This is a genomic window from Pseudomonas sp. 7SR1 (assembly GCF_900156465.1).
Lineage (GTDB): Bacteria > Pseudomonadota > Gammaproteobacteria > Pseudomonadales > Pseudomonadaceae > Aquipseudomonas.
Genome location: NZ_LT707064.1, coordinates 5,320,642 through 5,346,924 on the forward strand (window position 1 = coordinate 5,320,642; position 26,283 = coordinate 5,346,924).

Genomic DNA, 26,283 nt, shown 5'->3' on the forward strand with positions numbered 1-26,283 from the left:
CTCACCACAGGATCGGTCGCTCTATAGTTTGTGTATGCATAAGAAAACAAGAGGCTCTCCCATGTCCGACATCCTCTGGCAACCCAGCCCCGAACGCATCGCCCAGTCGCGCATGAACGCCTTTCGTCTGTTCGTCAACGGACGGCATCACCTGCAACTCGACGATTATCCAGCCCTGCACGCCTGGAGCATCGATCAGCGCGAGGCCTTCTGGCAGGCCATCGTCGATTTCTTCGAGATCCACTTTCACCACCCGCCCACCGCCGTGCTGGTGGAAGGCCCGAAAATGCCCAGCGCCCGGTGGTTTCCTGGCGCGACGCTGAACTTCGCCGAACACCTGCTGCGCCGTCGGGACCCGAGCGTGGCCGTGGTGGCCATCGATGAGCGCGGCGACCAGGAGCGACTGACCTGGGCCGAACTCGCCGCTCACGTCGCCGGCCTGCAAAGAAGCCTGCAGGCTGCCGGTGTCTGCCAGGGAGACCGGGTCGCCGCCTGCATGCCCAACACCTGGCAGACCCTGGTGGGCATGCTCGCCACCACCAGCTTGGGGGCGATCTGGTCCTGCTCGTCACCGGACTTCGGTACCCAGGGCGTCATCGACCGCTTCGGCCAGATCGAGCCCAAGGTGCTCATCACCTGCGCCGGTTATCGCTACGCCGCAAAGACCATCGACCAGCGGCCCAAGGTCAACGAAATCCTCGAACGGCTGCCCTCGTTGCGGCAATTGATCGTGCTGCCCTATGCTACGCCGGACACCCGCGTCGCCGACTTCAGGACCCAGGCCAGCGTCGCGCTGTGGGACGATTTCTACCGGCCCGGCGGCGACCCGGTGTTCGTCAGCGTGCCGTTCGACCATCCGCTGTACATCCTCTACTCCAGCGGCACCACCGGCGTCCCCAAGTGCATCGTCCACGGCACCGGCGGCGTACTGTTGCAACACATGAAGGAGCATGGCCTGCATGTCGACCTCGGTCCCGAGGATCGCCTGTTCTACTACACCACCTGCGGCTGGATGATGTGGAACTGGCTGGTGTCCGCCCTCGCCGTCGGCAGCACGGTGGTGCTCTACGACGGCTCGCCGTTTCACCCCGGCCCCGAACGATTGCCGGACCTCATCGACCAGCAACGCATCAGCGTGTTCGGCACCAGCCCCAAGTTCCTGGCCGCGCTGGAGAACCAGGGCCTGGCCCCCCGGCGCAGCCACGACCTGGGCAGCCTGAAAACCATTCTCTCCACGGGCTCGGCACTGGCGCCTCACAGCTACGACTATGTGTACCGCGACTTCAAGACCGATGTCTGCCTGGCCTCGATGTCCGGCGGCACCGACATCGTGTCGTGCTTCGTCAATGGCAACCCGCTGGCACCGGTGCGCCGGGGCGAGATGCAGGGCAAGAGCCTGGGCATGGCGGTGCAGGTCTGGAACGAGACGGCAAGCCCCGTGATCGGAGAAAAAGGCGAGCTGGTGTGCACCCGGCATTTCCCGGCGATGCCCATCGGTCTGTGGAACGATCCCCGACAGGAAAAACTGCGGGCGTCCTACTTCGCCCAGTTTCCCGGCGTGTGGTCCCAGGGGGATTACGCCGAAGAACTGCCCCACGGTGGCTGGCTGATCCACGGGCGCTCGGACGCGGTGCTCAACCCTGGCGGCGTGCGCATCGGCACTGCGGAGATCTATCGGCAGGTGGAAAAAGTCGAGCAGGTACTGGACAGCGTTGCCATCGGCCAGCAATGGCAAGGCGACGTGCGGGTGGTGCTGTTCGTGCGCTTGCGCGACGGTGTCCAGCTCGATGAACCTCTGGAACAACGGATCCGCCAGGTCATCCGCGCCAACACCACGCCACGCCATGTCCCGGCGAAGATCCTGGCGGTCAGCGACATTCCCCGGACCATCAGCGGCAAGGTGGTCGAGCTGGCAGTGCGCAATGTGGTGCATGGCGAGGCGGTGAAGAACACCGATGCACTGGCCAATCCCGAGGCCCTTGAGCAGTTTCGTGACCGACCGGAGCTTGCGAGCTGATCGTCAGGGTCTCATCGCGAGCAAGCTCGCTTCCACAGGGGGGCTGCCAGTCACTGGAGATCCACTGTGGGAGCGAGCTTGCTCGCGACGAACGATAACCCGATCAATCCATAAGCCCCCATTCACCCGCCGCCGGATCAGCCGGTGGCGTGGAGCCCGACTCGGCATGCAATTTCAGACGCAACCGCAGATTGTTCGCCGAGTCGGCATTCTTCAAGGCTTCTTCCTCATCGATTGCCCCTTCGACCACCAGGTTGAACAGCGCCTGGTCGAACGTCTGCATCCCCAGTTCTTCCGACTTTTCCATGATGGCCTTGAGCTCCCCCAGTTCGTTGCGCCGGATCAGGTCGGCCACCGTGGGCGAACCCAGCATGACCTCCACCGCTGCCCGCCGTTGCCCGGCGCGGGTACGCACCAGGCGCTGGGAAACGAACGCCTGGAGGTTGTTGCCCAAGTCGTTCAATAACTGCGGCCGGCGCTCTTCCGGAAAGAAATTGATCACCCGGTCCAGGGCCTGGTTGGCGTTGTGGGCATGCAGCGTGGATATCACCAGGTGCCCGGTATCGGCGAAGGCCAGGGCATGTTCCATGGTTTCCCGGTCACGGATCTCGCCGATCAGCACCACGTCCGGTGCCTGGCGCAAGGTGTTCTTGAGGGCTGCGTGAAAGCTGCGGGTGTCGACACCGACTTCACGTTGATTGATGATCGACTTCTTGTGGCGATGGATATACTCCACCGGATCTTCGATCGTGATGATATGGCCGCTGCTGTTGCGATTGCGGTAATCGATCAAGGCCGCCAGGGACGTGGACTTGCCTGACCCCGTCGCACCGACGAACAGCATCAGGCCCTGCTTCTGCATGATGGTGTCCAGCAGCACACGGGGCAACTTCAGGTCTTCGAAGCGCGGGATATCCAGCTTGACGTTGCGTATCACCATCGACACGTCATTGCGCTGCTTGAAGATATTGACCCGGAACCGCCCGACACCGGCCAGGGAAATCGCCAGGTTCATTTCCAGTTCCCGATCGAACTCAAGGCGCTGTTCGGCGTCCATCAAAGACTCGGCGAGACTGGCGATATCGCCGACCTTGAATGGCTGGTTGCCTAATGGCTTGAGCACGCCCTCGAATTTGGCGCAAGGCGGCGCGCCGGTGGACAAGTAGAGATCGGAGCCATCCTGGCTCGCCAGGATTCGCAACAAGGGATCGATTTCCATGGACTGAAACTTCCGCGAGACATCAATGAGACAAGTTGACCCGAACCTGCAATCTTTCAGACCAACCCGCGCTTTCCTTTTTCAGAGAATAGTCGACGCGGCACCACACCCAGGGATTGCATGATGAACGCAACACCCGTCGGCAGCGGTACGCAGCATCTGCTCGCCCGGATGGACTGGGCCTCGACCCCGCTGGGCAGTACCCAGACCTGGCCCCGGAGCCTGTGCACCGCCGTGGACATCGTGCTCCACTCCCCCATGCCGATGAGCCTGTTGTGGGGGCCGCAACGGGTGCAGATCTACAACGATGCATTTTCCCGGCTGGCCGGTGACAAGCATCCCCAGGCCTTCGGCCAGCCGACCCATGCGGCATGGCCTGAACTGCGAAGCGTGACCGAACCGATTTACCACGGCGTGTCACAAGGCCGCACGCACACCTGCCGCGACCAGCATTGGCGCCTGCCCTTCGCCGGCCGCCTGTGCGACCTGTGGCTGGACATGACCTACAGCCCCGTACACGACGAAAGCGGCGCCGTGGCGGGAATCCTGGTGACTGCCATCGAGACCAGTGAGCGACGCCGCCTGGCTCTGGAATTCGAGCGGCGTTCGCAGGCCAGCCTCAAGGCCCAGCAGGAAAGCGAAGAGCGCCTGCAACTGGCGTTGGCCGCAGCCGACGCGCTGGGGACCTGGGACTGGGACATCAGCGAAGACCGCTTCATCGCCGACGCCCATTTTGCCCTGCTCCATGGTGTCGATCCGAACCTGGCGCGCCATCTGCCCATCAGCGCCTACCTCGAAGGCGTGCATCCCGAAGACCGGGCCATGGTGGCCCGCAGTATTAAGCACTGCATCACCCACGGCAGCGAATACGCCGAGGAGTACCGCCTGCTGCAGCCTGACGGCCAATTGCGCTGGGTATTCGTGCGCGGCCGTTGCTACAAGGACCGTCACGGCCGACCCAAGCGCTTCCTCGGCGCGGCCCTGGACCTGACCGAACGCAAGCGCACCGAACAGGCCCTGCGCCAGAGCCAGACCGAGTTGCAGCTGATCATCAATGCCATGCCGGTGCTCATCAGCTATGTGGACCACGAAGAGCGTTTCCGCCTGAACAACAGCGCATATCTGGATTGGTACGGCCTCACGCCCCAGGAGCTGTATGGCAAGACCATTCGCGAAGTACTCGGCGACGAGGCCTACGCCGCGCGTGCCGAACAGATTGCCGGCGCCCTGGCGGGCAAACCCTGCAGTTTCGCCGTGCAGACCTCCCACCGCGACGGCCGGCCGCGTCACGCGTTGATCAACTACCTGCCCCGTCATTGCGCGGACGGTGCGGTGAACGGGTTCTACATCTTTGTGATCGACGAGACCGAACGCAAGAAAACCGAGGAAGCCCTGCGGCACCTCAACGAAACGCTGGAAGAGCGGGTCATCGCCCGCACCCAGCAGCTGGCCGAAGCCAACCATCGCCTGCAAAACGAGATGTTCGAACGCGAACGTGCCGAAGAAGCCCTGCGCCACGCCCAGAAGATGGAAGCCGTGGGCCAACTCACCGGCGGCATCGCCCATGATTTCAACAATATGCTGACCGGCATCCTGGGCAGCCTCGACCTGATGCAGCGCTACATCGCCAATGGTCGCGCCGCCGAGATCGGTCGCTTTACCGAAGCGGCCATGTCCTCGGCCAACCGCGCGGCCGCCCTGACCCATCGACTGCTGGCCTTTTCCCGGCGCCAGTCCCTGGACCGAAAGCCGCTGAACCCCAACGACCTGGTGCGCTCGCTCGAAGACCTGCTCAGCCGTACCACCGGCGACCACATCGTGCTGAAACTGCAACTGGCCGCCGAGCTGTGGCCGATCAGCACCGATGCCAGCCAACTGGAAAACGCCCTGCTCAACCTGGTGATCAACGCCCGTGACGCCATGCCCGATGGCGGCGAACTGACCATCGAAACCGCCAACATCTACCTCGACGGCAGCGATATCAGCACCCTGGAACCGGTCAAGGCCGGGGACTATGTGATGATCGCCGTCAGCGACAACGGCAGCGGCATGACCCCTTCCGTCATGGCCAAGGCCTTCGACCCGTTCTTCACCACCAAACCCATCGGCCAGGGCACCGGCCTGGGATTGTCGATGATCTACGGCTTTGCCCAACAGTCGGGCGGGCACCTGAGCCTGGACAGTGTGCCAGGGCAAGGCACGCGGGTGCAGTTGTACCTGCCGCGACTGCACATCGCTCTCACCGAGCAACCCGCCCAGGCCGTGACCATCGACGCGCCCGCGGCGATGGCCGGGGAAACCGTGTTGCTGGTGGAAGACGAACCGGCGGTGAGAATGCTGGTGCTCGATCTGTTGAAAACCCTGGGTTACGCCGCGCTGGAAGCCGAGGATGCCAAGGTGGCCCTGCCACTGCTCGAATCGAACCAACGCATCGATCTGCTGGTCACCGACGTCGGCCTGCCTGGCATGAATGGTCGTCAGCTGGCGGAAATCGCCCGTCAGCACCGACCCGGGCTGAAAGTGCTGTTCATGACCGGTTATGCGCAGAAAGCCGCTGAACGCCAGGGGTTCCTGGATCAAGGCATGGACATGGTGGCCAAGCCCTTCACCCTTGACCTGCTGGCCAACAAGATTCGGACGATGATCAGCCGCAGCGGCTGACTTGAGGCATAATCGCCGCCCCACCAACCCTCAGGTCGCCGCTGCAATGAAAGCCCAAGCCCGCCATATCCTGGTGAAAACCGCCGAAGAGGCCGAACAGCTCAAGCAACGCATCGCCAAGGGCGAAGCCTTCGATGTGCTGGCCAAGAAGTATTCCACCTGCCCTTCGGGCAAACGCGGCGGCGACCTGGGTGAAGTGCGACCGGGACAGATGGTCGGGGTGATCGATGCGGTGATTTTCAAGAAGCCGCTGCGAGTGGTGCATGGGCCGATCAAGAGCAAGTTCGGCTATCACCTGGTGCAGGTTTTCTACCGGGATTGAAACTCGAACCTGCTCCTGTGGGAGCGAGCTTGCTCCCACAGGTACAGTGCGCCACTGGTTATTCTGGCATCAACGCCCCGGGCACCTGGATCACTCGGCTCGCCAACAGATGCCCCGCCTCCGCCGCCTCCGCCGCAGTCCCCCCCAGCAAGCGGCTCGCCAGGTAGGCGGCACTGAATGAGTCTCCCGCCGCCGTGGTGTCCACCACACGCTCGACCCGTTGAGCGGGAATCTCATAAGACTTGCCATCGCAACGAATCAGACACGCCTCGGCACCGCGCTTGAGCACCACTTCCGGCGTACCGAACTGCCCATAGGCGGCGAATACCGCGTCAGTGTCCGCATACCCGAACAGTGCCTGCTCGTCTTCCACCGTCAGCAGGGCCAGTTCCACATAGGGCAGGACGCTGCGATACGCCGCCCGCGCCGCCTCGATCGAAGCCCAGAGTCTTGGCCGGTAATTATTGTCGAACACCACCTGGGCCCCGCGTCGACGAGCTTCGACCAGGGTTTCGACGAGTTTGCCTCGCCCCTGCTCCCCGAGCACCGCCAGGGTGACGCCGCTGAAATACAGCACATCGTAATCCGGCAATGCCGCCAGGATCGGTGCGGCGGCCGGCGTGGTGAAGCAATCGCGCACCGCCGCTTCGTTGCGCCAGTAGAGGAATCGCCGCTCGCCCGCCGCATCGGTCTGGATGCAATACAGACCCGGCAGGCGTCCAGGCAAGCGCTGGACCCGTTGCAGGCCGATGTTTTCTTCGGCCCAGCGCTCACACATGGCATCGCTGAAACTGTCGTCGCCCAAGGCGGTGACGTAATCCACCGCGCCCCTGTCACCCATGGCGCGGGACAGGTACACCGCGGTGTTCAGAGTATCGCCGCCGAAGCTTTGCAGCAGGCTGCCGTCGGCGCGCTGTTGCAGTTCGATCATGCATTCGCCGATCAGGGCGATGCGGGGTCTGGGGTGGTTCATGGGTAATCCTGATGGTTCGGTGGTGTCTGCCAGGCCGCTATCGCGAGCAAGCTCGCTCCCACGATGGCTTGTTGTGAATACAAGCGCTGTGATCGCCTCGATCCCCTTGTTGGGAGCGAGCTTGCTCGCGACAGCCGCGACTCGATCTCAAGCCTTAGAAGCAAGTCTCCATGCTCTCGATCACCCGCAACTGGTCATCCACCAGGCACCCTACCCGCCATTTGTCGAACGTCAGGCACGGATGTGAAGTACCAAACGAAATGATGTCGCCCACACGCAGCTCAACCCCCGCCGCCACACTCATGAACGCATGTTGGTCCATCACCGCCGTCACCTTGCAACCGCTGACGTCGTCACCCGCCACCGCGTCCGACCCGGGCTTGTAGCGCTTGAGCGGCACCGGCAGCCCGGCATCGTAGGCCACGTCGCGCTTGCCCAGGGCAATCACCGCGAAACCCGGCTCCGGCAGCGATTGCACGTGGGCCCAGACCTCCAGGGCCGGACGCAGGCCTTCGTGCAGGTCGCTGCGCCGTTCCAGCACGCAACACTGCGCTTGCTTGTAGATGCCGTGGTCATGGGCCACATAGCTGCCGGGACGCAGCACACTGAGGAAACGGCCATGGGCATTGCGGGCTTCGAAGGATTCGGCGATCAGGTCGTACCAGGCCGACCCCGAAGCCGTGATGATGGGTTTGTCGATGGCGAACGCGCCGCTGTCCTGCAACTGCATCGCCAGGCCCACCAGGGACTCGGCGAATCCGCGGATGCCGCTGACGGCATGGTCGCCGTGAATCACGCCTTCGTAACCCTCGATACCGGTCAGCGCCAGCGCCGGTTGCGCCTGGATCGCCTCGGCCAGGGCCAGCACCTCGGCCTCGCTCCGGCAGCCGCAACGACCGCCCACGACGCCGTATTCGATCATCACGTTCAGCCGCGCACCGCGGGAAGCGAAGTACGCGCCCAGGTCCGCGACATTGTCGGGATGGTCCACCATGCAGTGGAATTCGAACGCCGGATCGGCCAGCAGGTCGGCAATCAGCGCCATGTTCGGCGTGCCCACCAACTGGTTCGCCATCAGCACCCGACGCACGCCATGGGCGTAGGCGGCACGGGTCTGTACGGCGGTGGCAAGCGTCATGCCCCAGGCACCGGCCTCGAGCTGGCGGCGAAACAGCCCGGGGGTCATGCTGGTCTTGCCGTGGGGCGCCAGTTCGGCACCGCTGCCGCTGACAAATGCCTGCATCCAGCGAATGTTGTGCTCCAGCGCCTCGCGATGCAGCACCAGTGCAGGCAGGCTGACATCACGCAGCAAGTGCTGGCCGACAGTGGCGGCACCTTTTTCGACGACAGCGTCATGGATGGCAGAAGACATGTTCGAACTCCTCACGCGGCCGCGATCAGCCGCGACGATCTATTCATTGATACGACGGGCCAGGTTGTTGGCGCTTTCGATCAGCACCCGGCGGTAGTCGGCGTAGTTGTTCCTGGCATCGGCCCGAGGGGCGACGATGCACAGGGTCGCGATGGCCACGCCGTCCGGGTCTTTGACCGGCGCGGCGAAGCAGTGGGTAAACGTGTCGGCGACACTGTCGAAGGAGAAGAAGCCATCGAGGCCGGCCTGGCGGATTTCCTTGAGGAACTGCTCCAGGGGCAGGCGCTCGCCATCCGGCAGGATGAAGTCGTCGGGATCGATCAGGTCGACGATCTGCTGGTCGCTCAGGTGCGCCAGCAGCAGACGGCCCGAGGCCGTCCAGGGAATGGGCGCGTTTTCGCCGATGTCCGATGAAATACGGAAATGCCGCTCGCCTTCCTTCATCAGCGCCACGGTGTATTTGCGCCCGTTGAGCAGGCACATCTGTGCGGTTTCCCGGGTCTGGCGGACGATCTCCTGCAAGGCGTGATCGGCCTCGCGGCTGAGATCGAAGTGCCGCAGGTGCGCCTGTCCGAGAAAATACAACTGGCGGCCCAGGTAAACGTGGCCTTCCTTGCCCACCGGTTCGAGGATGCGCCGCTCCAGCAGCGACGCCACCAGTTCGTAGACCGTGGACTTGGGGCTGCCGATGCCACTGGCAATGTCGTTGGGACGCAGCGGCTGGCCGATTTCCTTGAGGAAATCGAGTATATCGAACGCCCGATCCAGTCCTCGGGCCCGGCGCTTGATGGTGTCTTCGGTCATGTCTTCGGTTCCCAATCAGTTCGCCGCGAGTGTAACCAGACCACGGCCTGTCCACAGCTCTTGTGGCGAGGGATTTATCCCCTCGCCACAAGGACCTCATTTTTTCCTGTAGGCGATGCAATCGATCTCGACCTTGCAGTCGACCATCATGCTCGCCTGCACGCAGGCCCGGGCCGGGGCGTGCTCGGGGCTGAAGTATTCGCCGAACACCTTGTTGAAACTCCAGAAGTCACGCGGGTCATCCAACCACACACCGCAGCGCACCACATCCTTGAGCTCGTAACCGGCCTCTTCGAGGATGGCGATCAGGTTCTTCATGGTCTGGTGCGTCTGCTCGACGATCCCGCCGGCGACGATCTCGCCGTTCACCGCTGGCACCTGTCCGGACACATGCAGCCAGCCGTCGGCCTCGACGGCGCGGGCGAATGGCCGTGGCTGCCCGCCACCCGCGGTGCTGCCGGTCCCGTAGCGCTTGATGCTCATCAGTGGTTCTCCTTGCTTGTCTGAATCAAAAGATCAATGGATTAAAAACGGGTGTTCTTCAGAAATTCCGCCAGGCGCGGTGATTGCGGGCGCTCGAACAGCTCTTTCGGCGGGCCCTGTTCTTCGATGCGTCCCTGGTTCATGAATACGATCTTGTCGGAAACCTCGAAGGCGAAACGCATTTCGTGGGTCACCAGCAGCATGGTCATGCCGTCCTCGGCCAGGCCCTTGATCACGTTCAGCACTTCGCCCACCAGCTCCGGATCCAGTGCCGAGGTGACTTCGTCGAACAACATCAGGCTGGGGTTCATGGCGATCGCCCGAGCAATCGCCACACGCTGTTGCTGACCGCCGGACAACTGACCGGGAAAATGATTGCGCCGTTCCAGCAGGCCCACTCGGTCCAGCCACTTTTCGGCCAGGGCGACGGCTTCGTCCCTGGGCAGTTTTTTCACCTTGAGCAGACCCAGGGTGACGTTCTGCAATGCGCTCAGGTGAGGGAACAGATTGAACTGCTGGAACGCCATGCCGGTCATCGCGCGATGCCGGGCAATGACTTTCTCGGGGTGGCGCACCCGCTTGCCGTCGACTTCGTCATAGCCGATGGATTCGCCGTCGAGCACAATCTGCCCGCCCTGGAATTCTTCCAGCATGTTCACGCAGCGCAGCAGCGTGGTCTTGCCCGAACCGCTGGAGCCGATCAGCGTGACCACGTTGCCGCGCTGCATGCTCAGGTCCACGCCCTTGAGCACTTCCAGCGGGCCGTATTGCTTGCGCAGGCCGCGAATATCCAGCAATGGCTGGGAATGGGATGAGGTCGAAACGTCAGTCATGGCAAGGCCACCCGCTTTTCAATATGCCGACCGAGCAGCTCGATGGCGTAATTGATGATGAAAAAGAGAAAACCGGCGAACAGGTAAAACTCCAGGGTCATGAAAGTCCGGGCGATGATCTGCTGGGTGCTGAGCAGCAGCTCGGCCACACCGATCACCGACAACAGAGTCGAAGCCTTGACGATCTCGGTGGAAGAATTGACCCAGGTCGGCAATATCTGCCGCAGCGCCTGGGGCAACAGCACATAAGCCAGGGCCTGGTAGAACGTCAGGCCAATGGCCTGGCTCGCCTCCATCTGTCCACGGGGCAAGGCCTGCAAGGCACCGCGCACGATCTCGGCCACGTGGGAGCCGCAAAACAGCGTCAGGCCCAGGACTCCCGCCTGGAACGCACCGATCTGCCAGCCCAGGGCCGGGGCCATGTAGAAGCAGGCCAGCACCAGCACGAATACCGGCGTGCCACGGATCAGGTCGACGTAGAAACGAAACGGCGCGCGCATCCAGGCCCGGCCATAGGTCAGCACCAGGCCGGCAACCAGGCCGATCAAGGTGCCCAGCAAAATCGCCAGCACCGAACACTGTACGCTGGTCAGGAAACCGCTCCACAGGGTGTCCCGGGCGACCCACAACTCATGCAACCAACTGGGGGATTCGTACATGGAACACTCCTAACGGCGGATCGCCAGGCGCTGCTCGAAATAGCGCAGCACCATGGCAATGAGGTAACAGGCCGCGACATACAGGGCCGTGGTCACCAGCCAGGTTTCGATCACCCGGTAGCTCTCCACGTTGATCTTGCGCGCGTAATAGGTCAGCTCCGGCACGGCGATCGCCGCCGCCAGGGAGGTGTCCTTGAACAGCGAGATGAAGTTGTTCGACAAGGCCGGCAACACGTTGCGCAGCATCACCGGCACCGTGACATAGGCCTTCACCTGCCATTCGCCCAGGCCGATGGCCAGTCCCGCTTCGCGCTGGCCCTTGTGAATGCTCAGCAGCCCGCCGCGAAACACCTCCGTCAGGTAGGCCCCGGCATACAGCGACAGGGTGATGACGAACGACGGCAGCTTGTCCAGGCGCACCCCCAGGCTCGGCAAGGCGAAGTAGATCAACAGGATCAGCACCAGGATGGGCGTGTTGCGGATCACCGTGACATACACCGATGCCAGCACCCGCAGGACACGATGTTTGCTCAGCAGCGCGAACGCCATGGCCAGGCCGATCACGCAACCGATGGCGATCGACACCAGCGCCAGGGAAAGCCCCAGCCCGAGCCCCGCCAGCAAGGTGTCGAAATCGCGCCAGACGGCGGCAAAGTTCAACTGATAATTCATGGTCGGCAGTACCTTCGACGGGGCGCCTGGAAGTGGCGCCCCGGGCTCACAGGGTCATTTGTATTCAACAGGGAAGCCGATGGCCGGCGACGGCAGTTCCACGCCGAACCACTGCTTGAACGACGCGGCATAGGTGGGGAACTCCACACCGGTCATGGCTTCATGCAAGGTGGTGTTGACGAAGTTCAGCCAGTCCTGGTCGCCACGCTTGACCGCGCAGGCATAGGTCTGCGGGCTCCAGGCGTAGGCCGGGCTGCGATAACGGCCGGGGTTCTGCACCATCAGGTACTTGACCGAAGACTGGTCGGTGGCGGCGGCATCGGCGCGGCCGGAGTTCACCGCCTGGTACATCAGGTCGACACTGTCGTACTGATCGACCCTGGCCTTGGGCAGCGCCTGGTGCACCAGTTCCTCGGCATACACGTTCTGCAGCACGGCCACGGTGACGTCGTCGCCGGCCGCCTTCAGGTCCTCGATTTCCTTGTACTTGCTGTTGGCCGGCAGCAGCAGGCCGACGCCTTCGCGATAGTACGGCAAGGTGAAGGCCACCTGCTGGGCGCGGCTGGCGGTGACGGTGATGAACTGGCAGCTCATGTCGACCTTGTCGGTCAGCAGGTTGGGAATCCGCGCATCGGACGACTGCACCACGAACTCGACTTTCTCCGGATCATTGAACAGGCCCTTGGCGACCATTCGTGCGATATCGATATCGAAACCCTGCAACTTGCCATCCGCTCCCTGGAAGTGCCACGGCGCATTGGTACTGCCCGTGCCCACGATCAATTTCCCGCGTTGCAGCACGCTGTCCAGCTTGCTGTCAGCCGCCTGGGCGACACCCATGGCGGCCGTCGTGGCCGCGAAGAGAAAAACACACGCTTTGAACAAGGAAGGTCGGCATTGCATGGCAAGCACTCCAGGTGAGTTTATTCCGTTATAGCGGAACTTGGTATGTAACAACGGAATAGACAGCAGAAAGTGTGCCACAGGCTTGCAGTCACGCTTGATAAAAAATGGAAAGCGATTGAAATCAGGAGGTTGGAAGAACCGAGTGCCCGGGAACGCTCGCGGACCGCCGGCACGCTTGCTACCGTTGGCTACGGCGCCCGGGTACCAAGGCCCCAAACAGAGTATTTGCGATCCGTTTCGCACTGAAACAGAGCAGGCCACCTGTCGACTCTGACAGTAGCGATGCCCCGCCGGGTTCCTTATCGTTCCTGTCACCTCGGGGTAAAAGGGAGGCGGCCATGAGTTCGCTCATTACTCACGTAGCGTCACATCAGGACTACCGCAAGGCCCTCAGGACCTGGCGCCCGGTGATCTTCTATTTTGGCCATCCACACTGCTACGCCTGCGGCTGGGCCGAACCGGTGTTCTGCAAGGTGGCCGAGGCGTTCCAGGATCGAGCCATCATCTACAAATTGAGCACCCACGAGTCGCCCCGGCACCCGGAAGTCAGCGGAACACCGACCGTGCTTTTCTATAAGGATGGGAAGTTGTGCCTCAAACTCAAGGGCATCGGTGACCAGCCTTCGCTGATGCGCCACTTTGCCGAACACGTCGGCCGGACAAAACCGCGGCGCTCGTTTCCCCCGACGCGCCATGACGTGAATTGGCTGCGGCAGCGGTTTCAGAATTTGTGCACTGCAGGTCGAGGGCGAGCGCTGATGAAGATGCGGGTGACGTTTCGATAACGATAGGAGCGAGCCCGCGACGGCGGCGGGTCAGCCAATGGTGATGCCCACCGGCCTGACGCTATCGCGAACAAGCTCGCTCACACAATGGTTCGGCGGTGCGCCTGGTCTATTTGCGCTTGTAGCTCTTGCTGCCGCCCGGCGTAAGGCAATAAACCCCACCCCGAGGCCCGACGCAGTAGTGACCACTGCCGCACGGGCACCCGTCGGAGGACTTGAGCAGCGATTGCGGGCGAGCTTCGTTACGGATTCCCAGCATGACAGAGCAAGACTTTTTCGAGGCGCTGATGGAGCCGTCGTTGCACAGGAAGGTATCGCCATCACACCCGGCGATACCACCCTTGCGTCCGGAACACGGCGTATTGGCGGCGAAGGCTGATGCAGACAGGGACACCAGGAGAATCGCGATAGCGATGCGAAGCGGGCCGGACGTTCCGTGACAAAGGTTCATGACAGCATTCCTGGCTGATCGATGGCCCGATGATATCACGCCATCAATACTGCGCTACCGCCCGCCGAATCTCACCCTGGACAACATCCGCAGGTCACCCTCGCGGTAATAGTCATCACTCCAACTGTCATCCACCGCCAACGGCTTGACCTGCTTGAGCGCAAGTTTCTTGGCGAAATAACGGAAGCGGTAATGCTCGTAGAAACGCAGCAGCTCCAGTCCGTAGCGGTCGGCCAGGTCGGTATCGCCCTGGATGATGAGGTAGTTCTCATCGTTGCCACTGCTGGCCGCGGCGCTCAGGTTGTGACTGCCGCTGATGATGGTGGGCGTGTCGCTGGTGAAGTCGGTGACGACGGCCTTGGTGTGCACCAGCAGGTTGCCTTTCTGACCTTTCTTGTTTTCCTTGAGCCAGCCCTCCAGGCCGGTATTGAGCAGTGCCGTGGCAGCGAACTCAGCGGTGCGGTCGGCATGGAAACCGGTGATACGGCTGGTGGTGTTCTGCAGGCCATAACGCAAGATGTCGTCGTTGGGCTGGCCGAGCAAGGCATCGAGGATCCGATCGGGCAGGACAAAGGCGGTGACGAACAGCAGGTCCTTGCGCGCCGCCTCGATGATGTCGACGAAACGATCAAGGTCGCCCCCTCCCGTCCGTGGAGAGAAGCCGACGAACAGCGGCTCCCCGGGCTTCATGGGGTTGTTGCGGTTCAGCCACTCACGCGTGGCATCGACATCATCGGGGGCCTCCCAGATCTGTTCGAACACCTGGCGGTAGCTGTCGCTGACCCGTGGGTCGTCCAGCACATGCACGACATTCGCCTGGCGATAAACGCCGTTGGCGGTGAAGTTGGTGCTGCCGCACAACACGGCCTCCGGCTGCAACGCCCCGCGGTCATCGATCTTGCTCAGCACCATGAACTTGTCATGGAAGATGTTGTGGGTGACTCGCCCGCGCTTGTTGGCCGGCGGCAATCGTTCCAGGTTGGCTTCGTTACGCAGTGTGGTGTCGTCGCCCGGTTCGGCGTGGTACAGCACCCGCACCCGCGCGCCACGGGCAAACGCGGCATTGACCGCATCGACGATCACGGGCAACTCGTATTCGTAGATGGCCACATCCAGCGCCCAGGTGGCGTCCAGCGCCCGGTCGATGAAGCCGGTCAAGCGTCCCAGCAGGCCGTTCTCCAGCCAGCGACGCGGCGCGTCGGGCCAATCGTCGATGGACAGGTGCTTGTTGGCATCGATCAAGGCGTCCAGCTCGGGGAACTTGCGCTGGAAAGCCTGGCTGGCGGCCACCGCACGATTGAAGATGACCCGCTGGTTGGCGGGCATTGCGTCGTCGCTGGTGATGGTGACTTCCAGCGACTCCCCCAGTTGCGGTGCCTTGTAACTGCCATAGGCCAGGTGCACCCGATAATGAAGCGTCACCCCAGGGTTGACGGCGTAGTCGGCCCAGCGAAATTTCTGCAACGGGGCCTTGTCGCTGGGCGTGGCGTGGAACTGGGGAAAGGTATGGGCCGTGTCGGGAAAGGTCAGGCTGTTGAACAGGAACAGCCAGGGTTTGTCACCCTGCTGCTTCTCGATGGCGAAACCCAGCAAACCCTTGCGCCGTGATTCGGCCAGGTCCATGGCCAGTAGCACACCGTTGGTGCCGGCATAGGCCTTGACCCGGAAATCGTCCTGGGCATTGGTGACGAGTACGCGCATGGTTCACTCCTGTGAGGGGCTGCTTGAGCATAGTGCAGTGAAACGGGTCAGGTGGGCAGGTCATGGGAATCGAGGGGATGCCATCGCGAGCAAGCTCGCTCCCAGGGCCCGGGGTGTTCATTATTCATGTGTTCACAACAAAACCCGTGTAGGAGCGAGCTTGCTCGCGATGGGGCCCTGACAGTCACAGAACCTTTCAATCAGCCTCATCGATATGCCGATACTCAGCCTGCAACTGCCCCGCCAACTGCCGGGCCCGGCCCAGGCGGATCGGGCCGCGCTCGATGTCGATCAACAGGCACGGACAATCCAGGGGCGACAGCGACAGCCCCTCCTTCACGCGCCCATCGGTCATCACCAGCACCCGCTGTCGCTCCGCAGGGAAGCGCTTGCGCCGGGCCGTCAACCAGCGTCCGGCCTCGCTCAACGCAGCCAGCAACGGCGTACCGCCACCGGCGCCCAGGCCATCGAGCCAGTGGCGCAGACCCGCCGAGGCCTTGAGCCCTTGCACCTGCCAGTTCGGCTGCGTGCCACTGGCCGTCAACAGCGCCAGGCGGGCCCGCTGCCGGTAGGCGTCGTCGAACAATTGCGCCAACAAGCCTTTGCCGTCGCTCAAGGCCCGATGACGACGGGTCGAGGCCGAGGCATCCACGATCACCAGCCAGAGTTCGTGAGGCGCACGGTGACGCTCGTGCCAACGCAGGTCCTGGCGCAAGCGTGGACGCCCCTGGAGCAGGGTCCTTGGCCAATTCACCGCGCCGCCAGACGCCGTTTTGCTGCGGCCCTGGCGCCCCTGCTCCAGGTGCCCTGCCCGGGGTCCGGCATCCGCCCCCGCGCTGGCACGAGGGCGGATGCCTAGGGCTTTTTTGGCCACCCCGGCACGTCGCGTCGGGTACCGGTCGGCAGTGCCCGGGGCGGCAGATCCCCCCACTGGCCTTGGCCTCCCCGGGGTTCGGTTGCGCGCTCGCCAGGCGCAGGCGGCGGGGAAGGCGCAGCGGCCGGATCCGTCCGTTCGCGCCGACGATGACGCAAGGCAAATTCAGCGACCGCGTCGATGTCGTCGACGGCGATGGCCTGCGCGCCGCGCCAAGCGGCATGGGCACGGGCGGCACGCAGCCAGACCAGGTCGGCGCGCAGGCCATCGACCCCAGCGGCAAAACAGCGCTCGGTAATCAGCGCCAGGGACGCATCGTCCAGGGCAATGGCCGGCAACAGGTCGCGGGCCTGCTGGCAACGATCGCGCAGGTGCTGCTGGGCCTGCGACCACTCGGCGCAGAACGCCACCGGATCGCTGTCGAAATCCAGCCGCCGTCGAATGATCTGCCCACGCTCCGCCGGTGCGGTATGCCCGTGGAGCGCCACGTTCAGGCCGAAGCGATCGAGCAGTTGCGGGCGCAGTTCGCCCTCTTCCGGGTTCATGGTGCCGATCAGCACGAAACGCGCCGGATGCCGATGGGAAATGCCGTCGCGCTCGATCACGTTGGTACCGCTGGCGGCCACATCCAGCAGCAGGTCCACCAGATGGTCGGGCAGCAGGTTCACCTCATCGACGTACAACACACCACCGTCGGCCTTGGCCAGCACGCCGGGGGAAAACTGCGCCCGACCCTCGCCCAGGGCGGCGTCCAGATCGAGGGTGCCCACCAGTCGCTCTTCCGTGGCGCCCAGGGGCAAGGTGACGAACTGACCGCTGGCCAACAGGTCCGCCAGGCCCCGGGCCAGGGTGGACTTGGCCATGCCCCGCGGCCCTTCGATCAGCACGCCGCCAATCCTGGGATCGATGGCGGCCAGGCACAGCGCCAGCTTCAGGTCATCGGCGCCGACCACGGCGCAGAGGGGGAAATGGGGTTGGGTCATATCTGATTCTCAAGGGTGGTCGATCACGTCAATACGAACAGAGTACCTGGCCGGCTGGCTGGACAATCAGCCATCCTCCTCGATGTCCAACAGCAAATTCTCCAACGCTTCGCGATACTCCCCCGGGTCCTGCCACATCCCTCGCTGCTGGGCTTCGAGCATGCGCTCGGTCATGTCCCGCAGGGCATCGGGGTTGTGCTGGCGAATGAATGCCTGGGTGTGCGGATCGAGCAGGTAGGCATCGGCCAGCAATGCGTACTGGTGATCATCGATCAACTGCGTAGTGGCGTCGAAGGCGAACAGGTTGTCCACCGTCGCCGCCAGTTCGAACGCACCTTTGTAGCCGTGGCGCTTGACTCCGTCGATCCACTTCGGGTTGACGGCCCGGGAACGGATGACGCGGTTGAGCTCTTCTTTCAGGGTGCGGATCCTTGGCAGGTCCGGCTGGCTGTGATCGCCATGATAGCTGGCTGCGGTTTCGCCGCTGAGGGTCTCCACCGCCGCCAACATGCCGCCCTGGAACTGGTAGTAATCGTTGGAATCGAGCAGGTCGTGCTCGCGGTTGTCCTGGTTCTGCAGCACCGCTTGCACCTGGCTCAGGCGTCGGGAGAACTGCTCCCGGGCGGCGGTGCCTTCATCGCTGCCGCCATAAGCGTAGCCGCCCCAGTTCAGGTAAACCTCGGCCAGGTCTTCGCGACTCTGCCACAGGCGACCGTCCACGGCGCCCTGCACGCCGGCGCCATAGGCCCCGGGCTTGGCCCCGAAGATCCGCCAGCCGGCCTGGCGCGCTGCCACTTCCGGATCCAGGCCCGACGCTGACAGGGCTTCGCGTTCGCCACGGACCTTGGCCGCCAGGGGGTTCATGTCATCCGGCTCGTCGAGGGCGGCGACAGCCTGGACCGCGGCATCGAACAGGCGGATCAGGTTGGCGAACGCGTCGCGGAAGAAGCCAGACACCCGCAACGTCACATCGACACGCGGCCGGTCCAGCAGGCTCAACGGCAGGATCTCGAAATCATCAACCCGCTGGCTGCCTGTGGCCCACACCGGCCGCACGCCCATCAGGGCCATGGCCTGGGCAATGTCGTCGCCGCCGGTGCGCATGGTGGCGGTGCCCCACACCGACAGGCCGAGCTGGCGCAGGTGATCACCGTGATCCTGCAGGTGCCGCTCGAGAATCAGGTTGGCCGATTGGAAGCCGATCCGCCACGCCGTGGTGGTGGGCAGGTTACGCACGTCCACCGAGAAGAAATTGCGCCCGGTGGGCAGCACATCCAGGCGCCCGCGACTCGGCGCACCGCTTGGCCCGGCCGGCACGAAGCGCCCGCCGAGGGCATCGAGCAGACCGCGCATTTCCGCCGGACCGCAGGCATCCAGGCGCGGCGCCACGACCTCGCGCAGGTGCTCGACAATGCTGCTCACCGTCTCCCAGCCCGGCGCGTCCAACCCCTCGACCGCGCCGTCCAGGGCCCGTTCGATCAACTGCGCTGCGAACAGCTCCAGGCGTTCGCGGGTATCGCCGACGGTACGCCAGGCCTGGTCGCTGACCTGACACAATGCCTGCGGACGACCGCCGCCCCAAGGCTCGGCCAAGGCGCAATCCAGGGGGTCGAAGCCCAGCTCGAACGCCCTGGCCAGCGCCCGCAGCAGACTGGACTGCGCACCCTTGCCGTCGCCACGGGGAATGCGCAACAACGCCAGCAACGTGTCGATGCGCAGCCGCCCGGCAGGGGATTGACCGAAGACATGCAGCCCGTCGCGGATCTGCGATTCCTTCAAGTCGCACAGGTAGGTGTCCAGGCGCGGCAGCCAGATCGCGGCGTCGGCGTCGCTGTCCAGGGCCGCGTCAAGTTGCAGCTCGCGATCGATGTGGGTCTCGCGCACCAGGCCGAGAATGTCCCGCTGCAGCTCCCGGGCCCGACGCGGATCCAGCAGTTGCGCCTCGTAGTACTCGTCGGCCAGCAACTCCAGGTTACGCAACGGCCCGTAGGTTTCGGCCCGGGTCAGGGGCGGCATCAAATGATCGATGATCACCGCCTGGGTACGGCGCTTGGCCTGGGCGCCCTCGCCCGGATCATTGACGATGAACGGATAGATGTTCGGCAACGGTCCCAGCAGCGCGTCCGGCCAGCAATTCTCCGACAGCCCGACGCCCTTGCCGGGCAGCCACTCGAGGTTGCCGTGCTTGCCGACATGAATGACCGCATGGGCGCCATAGGCGTGGCGCAGCCAGAAATAGAACGCCAGGTAACCATGGGGCGGCACCAGGTCCGGGTCGTGGTACACCGCGCTCGGATCGACCTGATACCCCCGGGCCGGCTGGATGCCGACGAACGTCAGGCCCAGGCGCAGGCCGGCGATCATCAGTCGCCCCTGGCGAAACATCGGATCCTTGTCGGGGGTGCCCCAGCGCTCCAGCACGGCCTGGCGGTTGGACTCGGGCAACGCATCGAACATCGCCCGATAGGCATCGAGGGACAGGCTCTGGTGACACGGGCGCAGATCGAGGCTGTCCAGGTCGTTGCTGACCCCGCCGAGCAATTGCTGGATCAGCGCCGTGCCGCTGGCGGGCAATTGCGCTGGCAGCGGATAACCCTCGGCATGCAAGGCGCGCAGGATGTTCAGCGCCGCCGCTGGCGTGTCCAGGCCGACGCCGTTGCCGATGCGTCCATCCCGGGTCGGATAGTTGGCGAGAATCAGGGCTACACGTTTTTCCGCGTTGGGCAGACGCGCCAGGTCGGTCCAGCGCCGCGCCAGCTCGGCAACGAAATCCATGCGCTCGGGCACCGCCCGGTAGCAGACCACGTCGCTCTGGCTGAGCTCACTGCGCCAGGCCAGGTCCTTGAAACTGATGGGGCGACTGATGATCCGCCCGTCCAGCTCCGGCAAGGCAATGTGCATCGCCAGGTCCCGCGGGCCCAAGCCCTGCTCGCTGGCACGCCAGCCGGGCTCGTTGTCCTGGGCGCAGATCGCCTGGATCACCGGGACGTTGCGACGAAACGGGCGCAGGTGCGGTGCTTCGGGACTGGATTGGGCAAATCCCGTGGTGTTGAGGATCACCCCGGCCTCTGCCTCGTCGAGCCAGTCCTGCACCATGGCCAGGCAACCGGGCTCCTTGAGGCTCGCCACGGCCATCGGTAGCGGGTTGAGCCCCGCCGCTTGCAAACGCTGGCAGAACACATCGATGAACGCGGTATTCGCCGCTTGCAGATGGGAGCGATAGAACAGCACCGCCGCCACCGGTTGTCCGGCCTGCCAGTCGGCTCGCCAGTCAGCGAGGCTGGCCTGGTTGTGCGTGGGGTGATAGATCGCCGTGCGTGGCAGGGCCTGCGGTTCGCCCCATGGATAATCGCGACCGAACCATTGGCTGGCGAGGTTATGGAAAAGGTCCAGGGCATTGCCCAGTCCGCCCTGGCGCAAGAACTGCCAGAGACGGTCGCGGTCCTCGACGGGGACGTTGCTCAGGTCGCTGAGTTCCGGATCAGGACGATCGTCCCCCGGCACCAGGATCAGCTTCACCCCGCGTCCGGCCAATGCCATCAGCCGTTCGATGCCGTAGCGCCAATAGCCGATACCGCCGTGCAGCGACAGCAGGATGACCTTGGCGTGGCGTAGCACGTCTTCGAAGTACAGGTCCACCGAGGCGTGGTTCTGCACCTGCATCGGGTTGGCGAGGCGAAACTCGGGATAATCGCCTGGCAACTGCTTCGCCGCTTCGGCCAGCAGCGCCAGGCTGGAATCGCCACTGCACAGGATCACCAGCTCGGCGGGGGTCTGCCCCAGGTCGGCAATGTTGTCATCGGACACAAAACCGCCGGGCTGGGTCCTGAGCAGGTGCATGGGTCAGGCGCCGAGGGCGGCGCGCAACTGCGCTTCGAGCAGCCCGGCATCCAGGGCCTGGCCAATCAGGACCAGGCGAGTGATCCGCGCTTCATCCGCGCCCCACTGGCGATCGAAATGCTTGTCGAAGCGCGTACCGACGCCCTGGACCAACAGCCGCATCGGCTTGTTCGGAATCGCCGCGAAGCCTTTGACCCGCAGCACGCCGTGCTGGACCACCAGTTGGGTCAGGGCATCGAGCAACAGACTTTCGTCGGCCTGGGGCAGCTCGATGGAGATGGAGTCGAAGGCGTCATGATCGTGGTCGTCATCGTCGCCGTCGTGGTGATGGTCGTGATGGCTATGGCGACCGTCGATGTGCTCTTCGGAACCTGCGCCGAGGCCGATCAGCACATCCAGGGGCAGGCGTCCGCTGCTGGCTTCGATGACCTTGACTGCCGGCGGCAGCTCTTCGGCCACCTCCAGGCGGACCTTCGCCAGGTCGTCGGGGCTGATCAGGTCGGCCTTGTTGAGAATCACCAGGTCGGCGCTGGCCAGTTGATCGGCGAACAGTTCATGCAGCGGTGACTCGTGGTCCAGGTTCGGATCGAGTTTGCGCTGGGCGTCCACCTGGTCGGGGAAGGCGGCGAAGGTACCGGCGGCCACGGCCGGGCTGTCGACCACGGTGATCACCGCGTCGACGGTGCAGGCACTGCGGATTTCCGGCCATTGGAAGGCCTGGACCAACGGCTTGGGCAGGGCCAGGCCGGAGGTTTCGATCAGGATGTGATCGAGATCGCCACGCCGGGCCACCAGCTCGCGCATGACCGGGAAGAACTCTTCCTGGACCGTGCAGCACAGGCAACCGTTGGCCAGTTCGTAGACGCGGCCGTTGGCCTCTTCCTCGGTGCAACCGATGGAGCACTGCCTGAGGATCTCGCCGTCGATGCCCAGTTCGCCGAACTCGTTGACGATCACGGCGATACGACGCCCCTGGGCGTTGTCGAGCATGTGCCGCAGCAGGGTGGTCTTCCCCGAGCCGAGGAAACCGGTGACGATGGTGACGGGAAGCTTGGCCAGTGTTTTCATCGGATGCCCTTTGGCAAGGTGGCGGGCAAACGGGACGACAACCACTGGCACAGGCGTGCGCGGAAGATTTCGCCACCGGATCACCCCGCCCGGTTGTAGTGAGAATCTGTGTCGAGGCAGGTCTCCTGGCTGACGGTGGGCCAGTCATCCGACTGGCAATTGCTGCGCCTTCCCGCGCACCCCGGATAAAGGGCATGCACAGTGGCCATGCAGAAACATCACCGTTCACAGTTGCGGGGGCAGCCGCGGCTTGGACCGCGTTCCCTTCTTAGCTTCGGCGCAGGCCGAAGAACCTCGAAGGCGCAAGGCTACGCAGGGTGTGGGGACGGGTCAATCTCCGCAAGTAAGTTCTGCGGTGTCCTTACCGCCGCCATCGCGAGCAGGCTCGCTCCCATATTGGATCCCGCAGCCCCCCCTGTGGGGCGAGCTTGTTCGCGACGGACTGCGCAGCGGCCCCCTGTGCATTGACGGCCCCGCCTCACCCATGCTCTCCTGTGCGCCTAGTTACGGGTGCCCTTCACAGGGTGAAACGGGAAACCGGTGAATCGTGTGCTTTACTCCAAAGCCACGTCAGTCCGGTGCTGCCCCCGCAACGGTAAGCGAGCGAAGCGTCTGAACCACTGTGTCCGCGGACATGGGAAGGTGACGCTTGCAGGCCAGGCACGAGCCCGGCACCTCGCGAGCCCGGAGACCGGCCCATGACTCAAGCATCAACAAACCCGCGGTGGGCGGGCGCTGTTCGAACCTCGGCGGTCTTTCGCCCGGGGTCTCATTGCGCTCGCATCCCCCACGGAACAAAAACAGAGGGAAGCGCCATGTCGACCATCAGCAGCACCGCCCGCACCGCCAGCAGCACCACCACCCTGAGCCAACGCCTGAGCGCCGCGATCCTGGCTTCGATCCTGGGTGCGGGGCTGGTCTATTTCGCCGGCTTCTCTCACATCGAAGCGGTGCACAACGCCGCCCACGATACCCGCCACAGCGCTGCCTTCCCCTGCCACTGAGAACTGACGACATGATCAAGCGTATCGCGCAGACCGCCGGTTTCAGCGGCTTGCTGGCCGCCCTGCTGCTGACCCTGTTGCAGAGCTTGTGGGTATCGCCACTGATTCTCCAGGCGGAAACCTTCGAGAAGGCCCCGGCGTCCGAGGTTCATGAGCACACCGACGGCGTTGCCCACACTCACGATGCCGAGGCGTGGGAGCCGGAAGACGGCTGGCAGCGTGTGCTGTCCACCACTGGCGGTAACCTGGTGGTCGCCGTGGGTTTTGCCCTGATGCTCGCGGGCCTGTACACCTTGCGCGCACCGACTCGCACCTCCCAGGGCCTGCTCTGGGGCCTGGCCGGTTACGCCACTTTCGTCCTGGCACCGACCCTCGGCCTGCCCCCGGAGTTGCCCGGCACCGCGGCGGCCGACCTGACCCAGCGGCAGATGTGGTGGATCGGCACTGCGGCGTCCACGGCGGTGGGCATCGCCCTGATCGCCTTCGACAGGCATTGGCTGCTCAAGCTGTTGGGGGTCGCGACCTTGCTGGTGCCTCACCTCATCGGCGCGCCACAACCTGAAGTCCACTCGATGCTGGCGCCCGAAGCCCTGGAAAGCCAGTTCAAGATCGCCTCCCAGGTCACCAACATCGCCTTCTGGCTGGCCCTGGGCCTGATCAGCGCCTGGCTGTTTCGCCGTGACGGTCAAGCCCACCACGACGCATGAGCACCGGGTCGATACTGGTGATCGGCCTGGGCTGTCAGCGCGGTTGCCCGGCCAGCACGCTGCGGGCCTTGCTCGAAGAGACGTTGTTGGCCCACGGCATCGAACTTCACCAAGTGCGGGCCCTGGCCAGCATCGACCTCAAGCGTGACGAGCCCGGGCTGCTGGAACTGGCCGGGCAACTGGCACTGCCGCTGACGTGCTTGAGTGCCGAACAGTTGGCCGGTTACGAGCAGCGGCTCAGTCATCGCTCCGAGATCGCCTTCGAGCGAACCGGTTGCTACGGCATCGCCGAAAGCGCCGCCCTGGCCTTGGCCGACCAATTGGGCACGAAACCCGCAACCCTGCTGATCCCTCGTCAAACAGGCCCCATGAGCACGTTGGCATTGGCGGTCGTGGCGTAAATCCCGATAATCGCCGTCCAGGATCATGAGCGATCTTCATATGGGCGACGCTCACCCCACCTTCCACAGGAGCCGGTCATGACCGTGTACTTCATCGGCGCCGGCCCCGGCGATCCGGAACTGATCACCGTCAAGGGCCAGCGCTTGATCCGCAGTTGCCCGGTGATCATCTACGCCGGCTCCCTGGTGCCGAGCGCCGTGCTCGATGGCCATTGCGCCGAACAAGTGGTCAACAGTGCCGAACTGCACCTGGAACAGATCGTCGGGCTGATGGAAACCGCCCACCGCAAAGGTCAGGACGTGGCCCGGGTGCACTCCGGCGACCCAAGCCTGTACGGCGCCATCGGTGAGCAGATTCGCTGCCTGCGGGCACTTGGCATTCCATTCGAGATCATCCCGGGCGTGACCGCGACCTCAGCCTGCGCAGCCCTGCTGGGCAGCGAACTGACCTTGCCGGATATCTCCCAGAGCGTGATCCTCACCCGTTACGCCGATAAATCCCCGATGCCTGCTGGGGAAGAACTGGGCAATCTGGCACAGCACCGGGCGACCATGGCGATTCACCTGGGGGTCAATCACCTGGAAAAGATCGTCGACGAACTGCTGCCCCACTACGGCGGCGACTGCCCGATTGCGGTGATCCACCGGGCGACGTGGCCGGATCAGGATTGGGTGGTGGGGACGTTGGCGGATATCGCCGGGAAGGTCCAGGCCAAGGGTTTGCGCCGAACGGCGTTGATCCTGGTGGGACGGGTGCTGGGCAATGATGTGTTCAGCGAATCGTCGCTGTACCGCGCCGGGCATGCGCATCTCTACAGGCCTTGACGTAGCCAACCCAGATCCCACAGGGACGGGGGTACAGGCTGACGGCAGAAACTATTGTGGCGAGGGAGCTTGCTCCCCCGCCACACACAATCCGCGGCGAACACGTATTCAGTAGTAGGCGTTTTCTTTCTGCGTATGGTCGGTCACGTCGCGCACGCCCTTGAGCTCCGGGATGCGCTCGAGCAAAGTGCGCTCGATGCCTTCCTTGAGGGTCACGTCGGCCTGGCCGCAGCCCTGGCAGCCGCCACCGAACTGGAGCACGGCGATGCCGTCTTCCACCACATCGATCAGCGACACCTGGCCGCCGTGGCTGGCCAGCCCTGGGTTGATCTCGGTTTGCAGGTAGTAGTTGATGCGCTCATTGATGGGACTGTCGGCGTTGACCATCGGAACCTTGGCGTTCGGCGCCTTGATGGTCAGCTGGCCACCCATGCGGTCGGTGGCATAGTCCACCACCGCGTCGTCCAGGAACGCTTCGCTGAAGGAATCGATGTAGGCGGTGAAGCTCTTGAGCCCCAGCGCGGTGTCTTCGGGCTTTTCTTCACCTGGCTTGCAATAGGCGATACACGTCTCTGCGTACTGGGTGCCAGGCTGGGTGATGAAGATGCGGATCCCGATTCCCGGGGTGTTCTGCTTGGACAGCAGGTCGGCCAGGTAATCGTGGGCGGCATCGGTAATGGTTATGGCGGTCATGGGAACTCCTCGCAGGCTTGCCGGCAGTTT

The 26,283-nt window shown here is 63.9% G+C and carries 24 protein-coding genes and 2 riboswitches; of the genes, 8 read left to right on the forward strand and 16 right to left on the reverse strand.

What is annotated here, in order from left to right:
* Nucleotides 1-61 precede the first annotated feature (61 nt).
* The gene (locus tag BW992_RS23355) at nt 62-2,017 is read left to right on the forward strand and encodes an acetoacetate--CoA ligase (RefSeq protein ID WP_076407184.1); all 1,956 of its coding nucleotides are present in this window, start codon (nt 62-64) and stop codon (nt 2,015-2,017) included.
* Nucleotides 2,018-2,120: 103 nt separating this feature from the next.
* Here BW992_RS23355 and BW992_RS23360 read toward each other — a convergent pair whose 3' ends face one another.
* Nucleotides 2,121-3,236: a PilT/PilU family type 4a pilus ATPase gene (locus tag BW992_RS23360; RefSeq protein WP_076407185.1), complete on the reverse strand. Its 1,116-nt coding sequence runs from the start codon at nt 3,234-3,236 to the stop codon at nt 2,121-2,123.
* Between the two features lie 123 nt (nt 3,237-3,359).
* On the opposite strand from BW992_RS23360, the gene BW992_RS23365 reads away from it, so the two are divergent.
* Both BW992_RS23365 and BW992_RS23370 read left to right on the forward strand, forming a co-directional pair.
* Complete coding sequence (locus tag BW992_RS23365) at nt 3,360-5,897, forward strand: hybrid sensor histidine kinase/response regulator (RefSeq protein ID WP_076407186.1); 2,538 nt, start codon at nt 3,360-3,362, stop codon at nt 5,895-5,897.
* A gap of 46 nt (nt 5,898-5,943) precedes the next feature.
* The gene (locus tag BW992_RS23370; RefSeq protein WP_003182808.1) at nt 5,944-6,219 is read left to right on the forward strand and encodes a peptidylprolyl isomerase; all 276 of its coding nucleotides are present in this window, start codon (nt 5,944-5,946) and stop codon (nt 6,217-6,219) included.
* A gap of 58 nt (nt 6,220-6,277) precedes the next feature.
* Here the strand turns inward: BW992_RS23370 and BW992_RS23375 are convergent, their stop codons facing one another.
* From BW992_RS23375 to BW992_RS23410, 8 genes are all read right to left on the reverse strand, one after another.
* Nucleotides 6,278-7,192 carry a sugar kinase gene (locus BW992_RS23375; RefSeq protein WP_072430455.1) on the reverse strand — a complete coding sequence of 305 codons (915 nt, stop codon included), beginning with the start codon at nt 7,190-7,192 and terminating at the stop codon, nt 6,278-6,280.
* A gap of 154 nt (nt 7,193-7,346) precedes the next feature.
* Complete coding sequence (locus BW992_RS23380) at nt 7,347-8,564, reverse strand: amino acid deaminase (RefSeq protein WP_076407187.1); 1,218 nt, start codon at nt 8,562-8,564, stop codon at nt 7,347-7,349.
* A 39-nt stretch (nt 8,565-8,603) separates the two neighbouring features.
* Nucleotides 8,604-9,368 carry an IclR family transcriptional regulator gene (locus tag BW992_RS23385; RefSeq protein WP_072394421.1) on the reverse strand — a complete coding sequence of 255 codons (765 nt, stop codon included), beginning with the start codon at nt 9,366-9,368 and terminating at the stop codon, nt 8,604-8,606.
* 96 nt (nt 9,369-9,464) lie between these two features.
* Nucleotides 9,465-9,851, reverse strand: coding sequence for a RidA family protein (locus tag BW992_RS23390; RefSeq protein WP_072394418.1), 387 nt, complete (start codon nt 9,849-9,851; stop codon nt 9,465-9,467).
* Nucleotides 9,852-9,892: 41 nt separating this feature from the next.
* Nucleotides 9,893-10,684, reverse strand: a complete 792-nt coding sequence (locus BW992_RS23395) for an amino acid ABC transporter ATP-binding protein (protein ID WP_072394415.1) — start codon at nt 10,682-10,684, stop codon at nt 9,893-9,895.
* Nucleotides 10,681-11,343, reverse strand: coding sequence for an amino acid ABC transporter permease (locus tag BW992_RS23400; protein ID WP_072458480.1), 663 nt, complete (start codon nt 11,341-11,343; stop codon nt 10,681-10,683). Before BW992_RS23400 ends, BW992_RS23395 begins: the two co-directional genes overlap by 4 nt.
* Nucleotides 11,344-11,352: 9 nt before the next feature.
* Complete coding sequence (locus BW992_RS23405) at nt 11,353-12,015, reverse strand: amino acid ABC transporter permease (protein ID WP_072394409.1); 663 nt, start codon at nt 12,013-12,015, stop codon at nt 11,353-11,355.
* Between the two features lie 54 nt (nt 12,016-12,069).
* Nucleotides 12,070-12,918, reverse strand: coding sequence for a transporter substrate-binding domain-containing protein (locus BW992_RS23410; protein ID WP_072394406.1), 849 nt, complete (start codon nt 12,916-12,918; stop codon nt 12,070-12,072).
* A gap of 341 nt (nt 12,919-13,259) precedes the next feature.
* Here BW992_RS23410 and BW992_RS23415 point away from each other — a divergent pair, with 341 nt between their 5' ends.
* Entirely contained in the window at nt 13,260-13,706 is a 447-nt protein-coding gene (locus tag BW992_RS23415; RefSeq protein WP_072394403.1) for a thioredoxin family protein, read from the forward strand.
* 109 nt (nt 13,707-13,815) lie between these two features.
* Here BW992_RS23415 and BW992_RS23420 read toward each other — a convergent pair whose 3' ends face one another.
* The 6 genes from BW992_RS23420 to cobW all read right to left on the reverse strand — a co-directional run bounded on the left by BW992_RS23420 (nt 13,816) and on the right by cobW (nt 22,623).
* Nucleotides 13,816-14,157 carry a hypothetical protein gene (locus tag BW992_RS23420; protein ID WP_076407188.1) on the reverse strand — a complete coding sequence of 114 codons (342 nt, stop codon included), beginning with the start codon at nt 14,155-14,157 and terminating at the stop codon, nt 13,816-13,818.
* Nucleotides 14,158-14,211: 54 nt separating this feature from the next.
* Nucleotides 14,212-15,858, reverse strand: coding sequence for a phospholipase D-like domain-containing protein (locus BW992_RS23425; protein ID WP_076407189.1), 1,647 nt, complete (start codon nt 15,856-15,858; stop codon nt 14,212-14,214).
* A 196-nt stretch (nt 15,859-16,054) separates the two neighbouring features.
* A complete protein-coding gene (locus tag BW992_RS23430; RefSeq protein ID WP_076407190.1) occupies nt 16,055-16,612 on the reverse strand; it encodes a vWA domain-containing protein in 558 nt (185 codons plus the stop codon).
* A 101-nt stretch (nt 16,613-16,713) separates the two neighbouring features.
* Nucleotides 16,714-17,715, reverse strand: coding sequence for an ATP-binding protein (locus BW992_RS23435; protein ID WP_072430448.1), 1,002 nt, complete (start codon nt 17,713-17,715; stop codon nt 16,714-16,716).
* A gap of 66 nt (nt 17,716-17,781) precedes the next feature.
* Nucleotides 17,782-21,555 (reverse strand): cobaltochelatase subunit CobN, encoded by a 3,774-nt coding sequence (cobN, locus tag BW992_RS23440; RefSeq protein ID WP_076407191.1) that lies wholly within the window; start codon nt 21,553-21,555, stop codon nt 17,782-17,784.
* A 3-nt stretch (nt 21,556-21,558) separates the two neighbouring features.
* Nucleotides 21,559-22,623, reverse strand: a complete 1,065-nt coding sequence (gene cobW, locus BW992_RS23445; protein ID WP_076407192.1) for a cobalamin biosynthesis protein CobW — start codon at nt 22,621-22,623, stop codon at nt 21,559-21,561.
* 98 nt (nt 22,624-22,721) lie between these two features.
* Nucleotides 22,722-22,935, reverse strand: a riboswitch (cobalamin riboswitch).
* Nucleotides 22,936-23,114: 179 nt separating this feature from the next.
* Nucleotides 23,115-23,337, forward strand: a riboswitch (cobalamin riboswitch).
* Nucleotides 23,338-23,438: 101 nt separating this feature from the next.
* Here cobW and BW992_RS23450 point away from each other — a divergent pair.
* From BW992_RS23450 to cobM, 4 genes are all read left to right on the forward strand, one after another.
* A complete protein-coding gene (locus tag BW992_RS23450; RefSeq protein ID WP_014338677.1) occupies nt 23,439-23,627 on the forward strand; it encodes a CbtB domain-containing protein in 189 nt (62 codons plus the stop codon).
* An 11-nt stretch (nt 23,628-23,638) separates the two neighbouring features.
* Nucleotides 23,639-24,334 (forward strand): CbtA family protein, encoded by a 696-nt coding sequence (locus tag BW992_RS23455; RefSeq protein ID WP_076407193.1) that lies wholly within the window; start codon nt 23,639-23,641, stop codon nt 24,332-24,334.
* Nucleotides 24,331-24,735, forward strand: a complete 405-nt coding sequence (locus tag BW992_RS23460) for a cobalamin biosynthesis protein (protein ID WP_072394379.1) — start codon at nt 24,331-24,333, stop codon at nt 24,733-24,735. The genes BW992_RS23455 and BW992_RS23460 overlap by 4 nt, the downstream gene beginning before the upstream one ends.
* A 78-nt stretch (nt 24,736-24,813) precedes the next feature.
* Complete coding sequence (gene cobM, locus BW992_RS23465) at nt 24,814-25,560, forward strand: precorrin-4 C(11)-methyltransferase (RefSeq protein ID WP_072394375.1); 747 nt, start codon at nt 24,814-24,816, stop codon at nt 25,558-25,560.
* Nucleotides 25,561-25,668: 108 nt separating this feature from the next.
* Here cobM and nfuA read toward each other — a convergent pair whose 3' ends face one another.
* Complete coding sequence (gene nfuA / locus BW992_RS23470) at nt 25,669-26,253, reverse strand: Fe-S biogenesis protein NfuA (RefSeq protein WP_024781251.1); 585 nt, start codon at nt 26,251-26,253, stop codon at nt 25,669-25,671.
* Nucleotides 26,254-26,283: the final 30 nt, after the last annotated feature.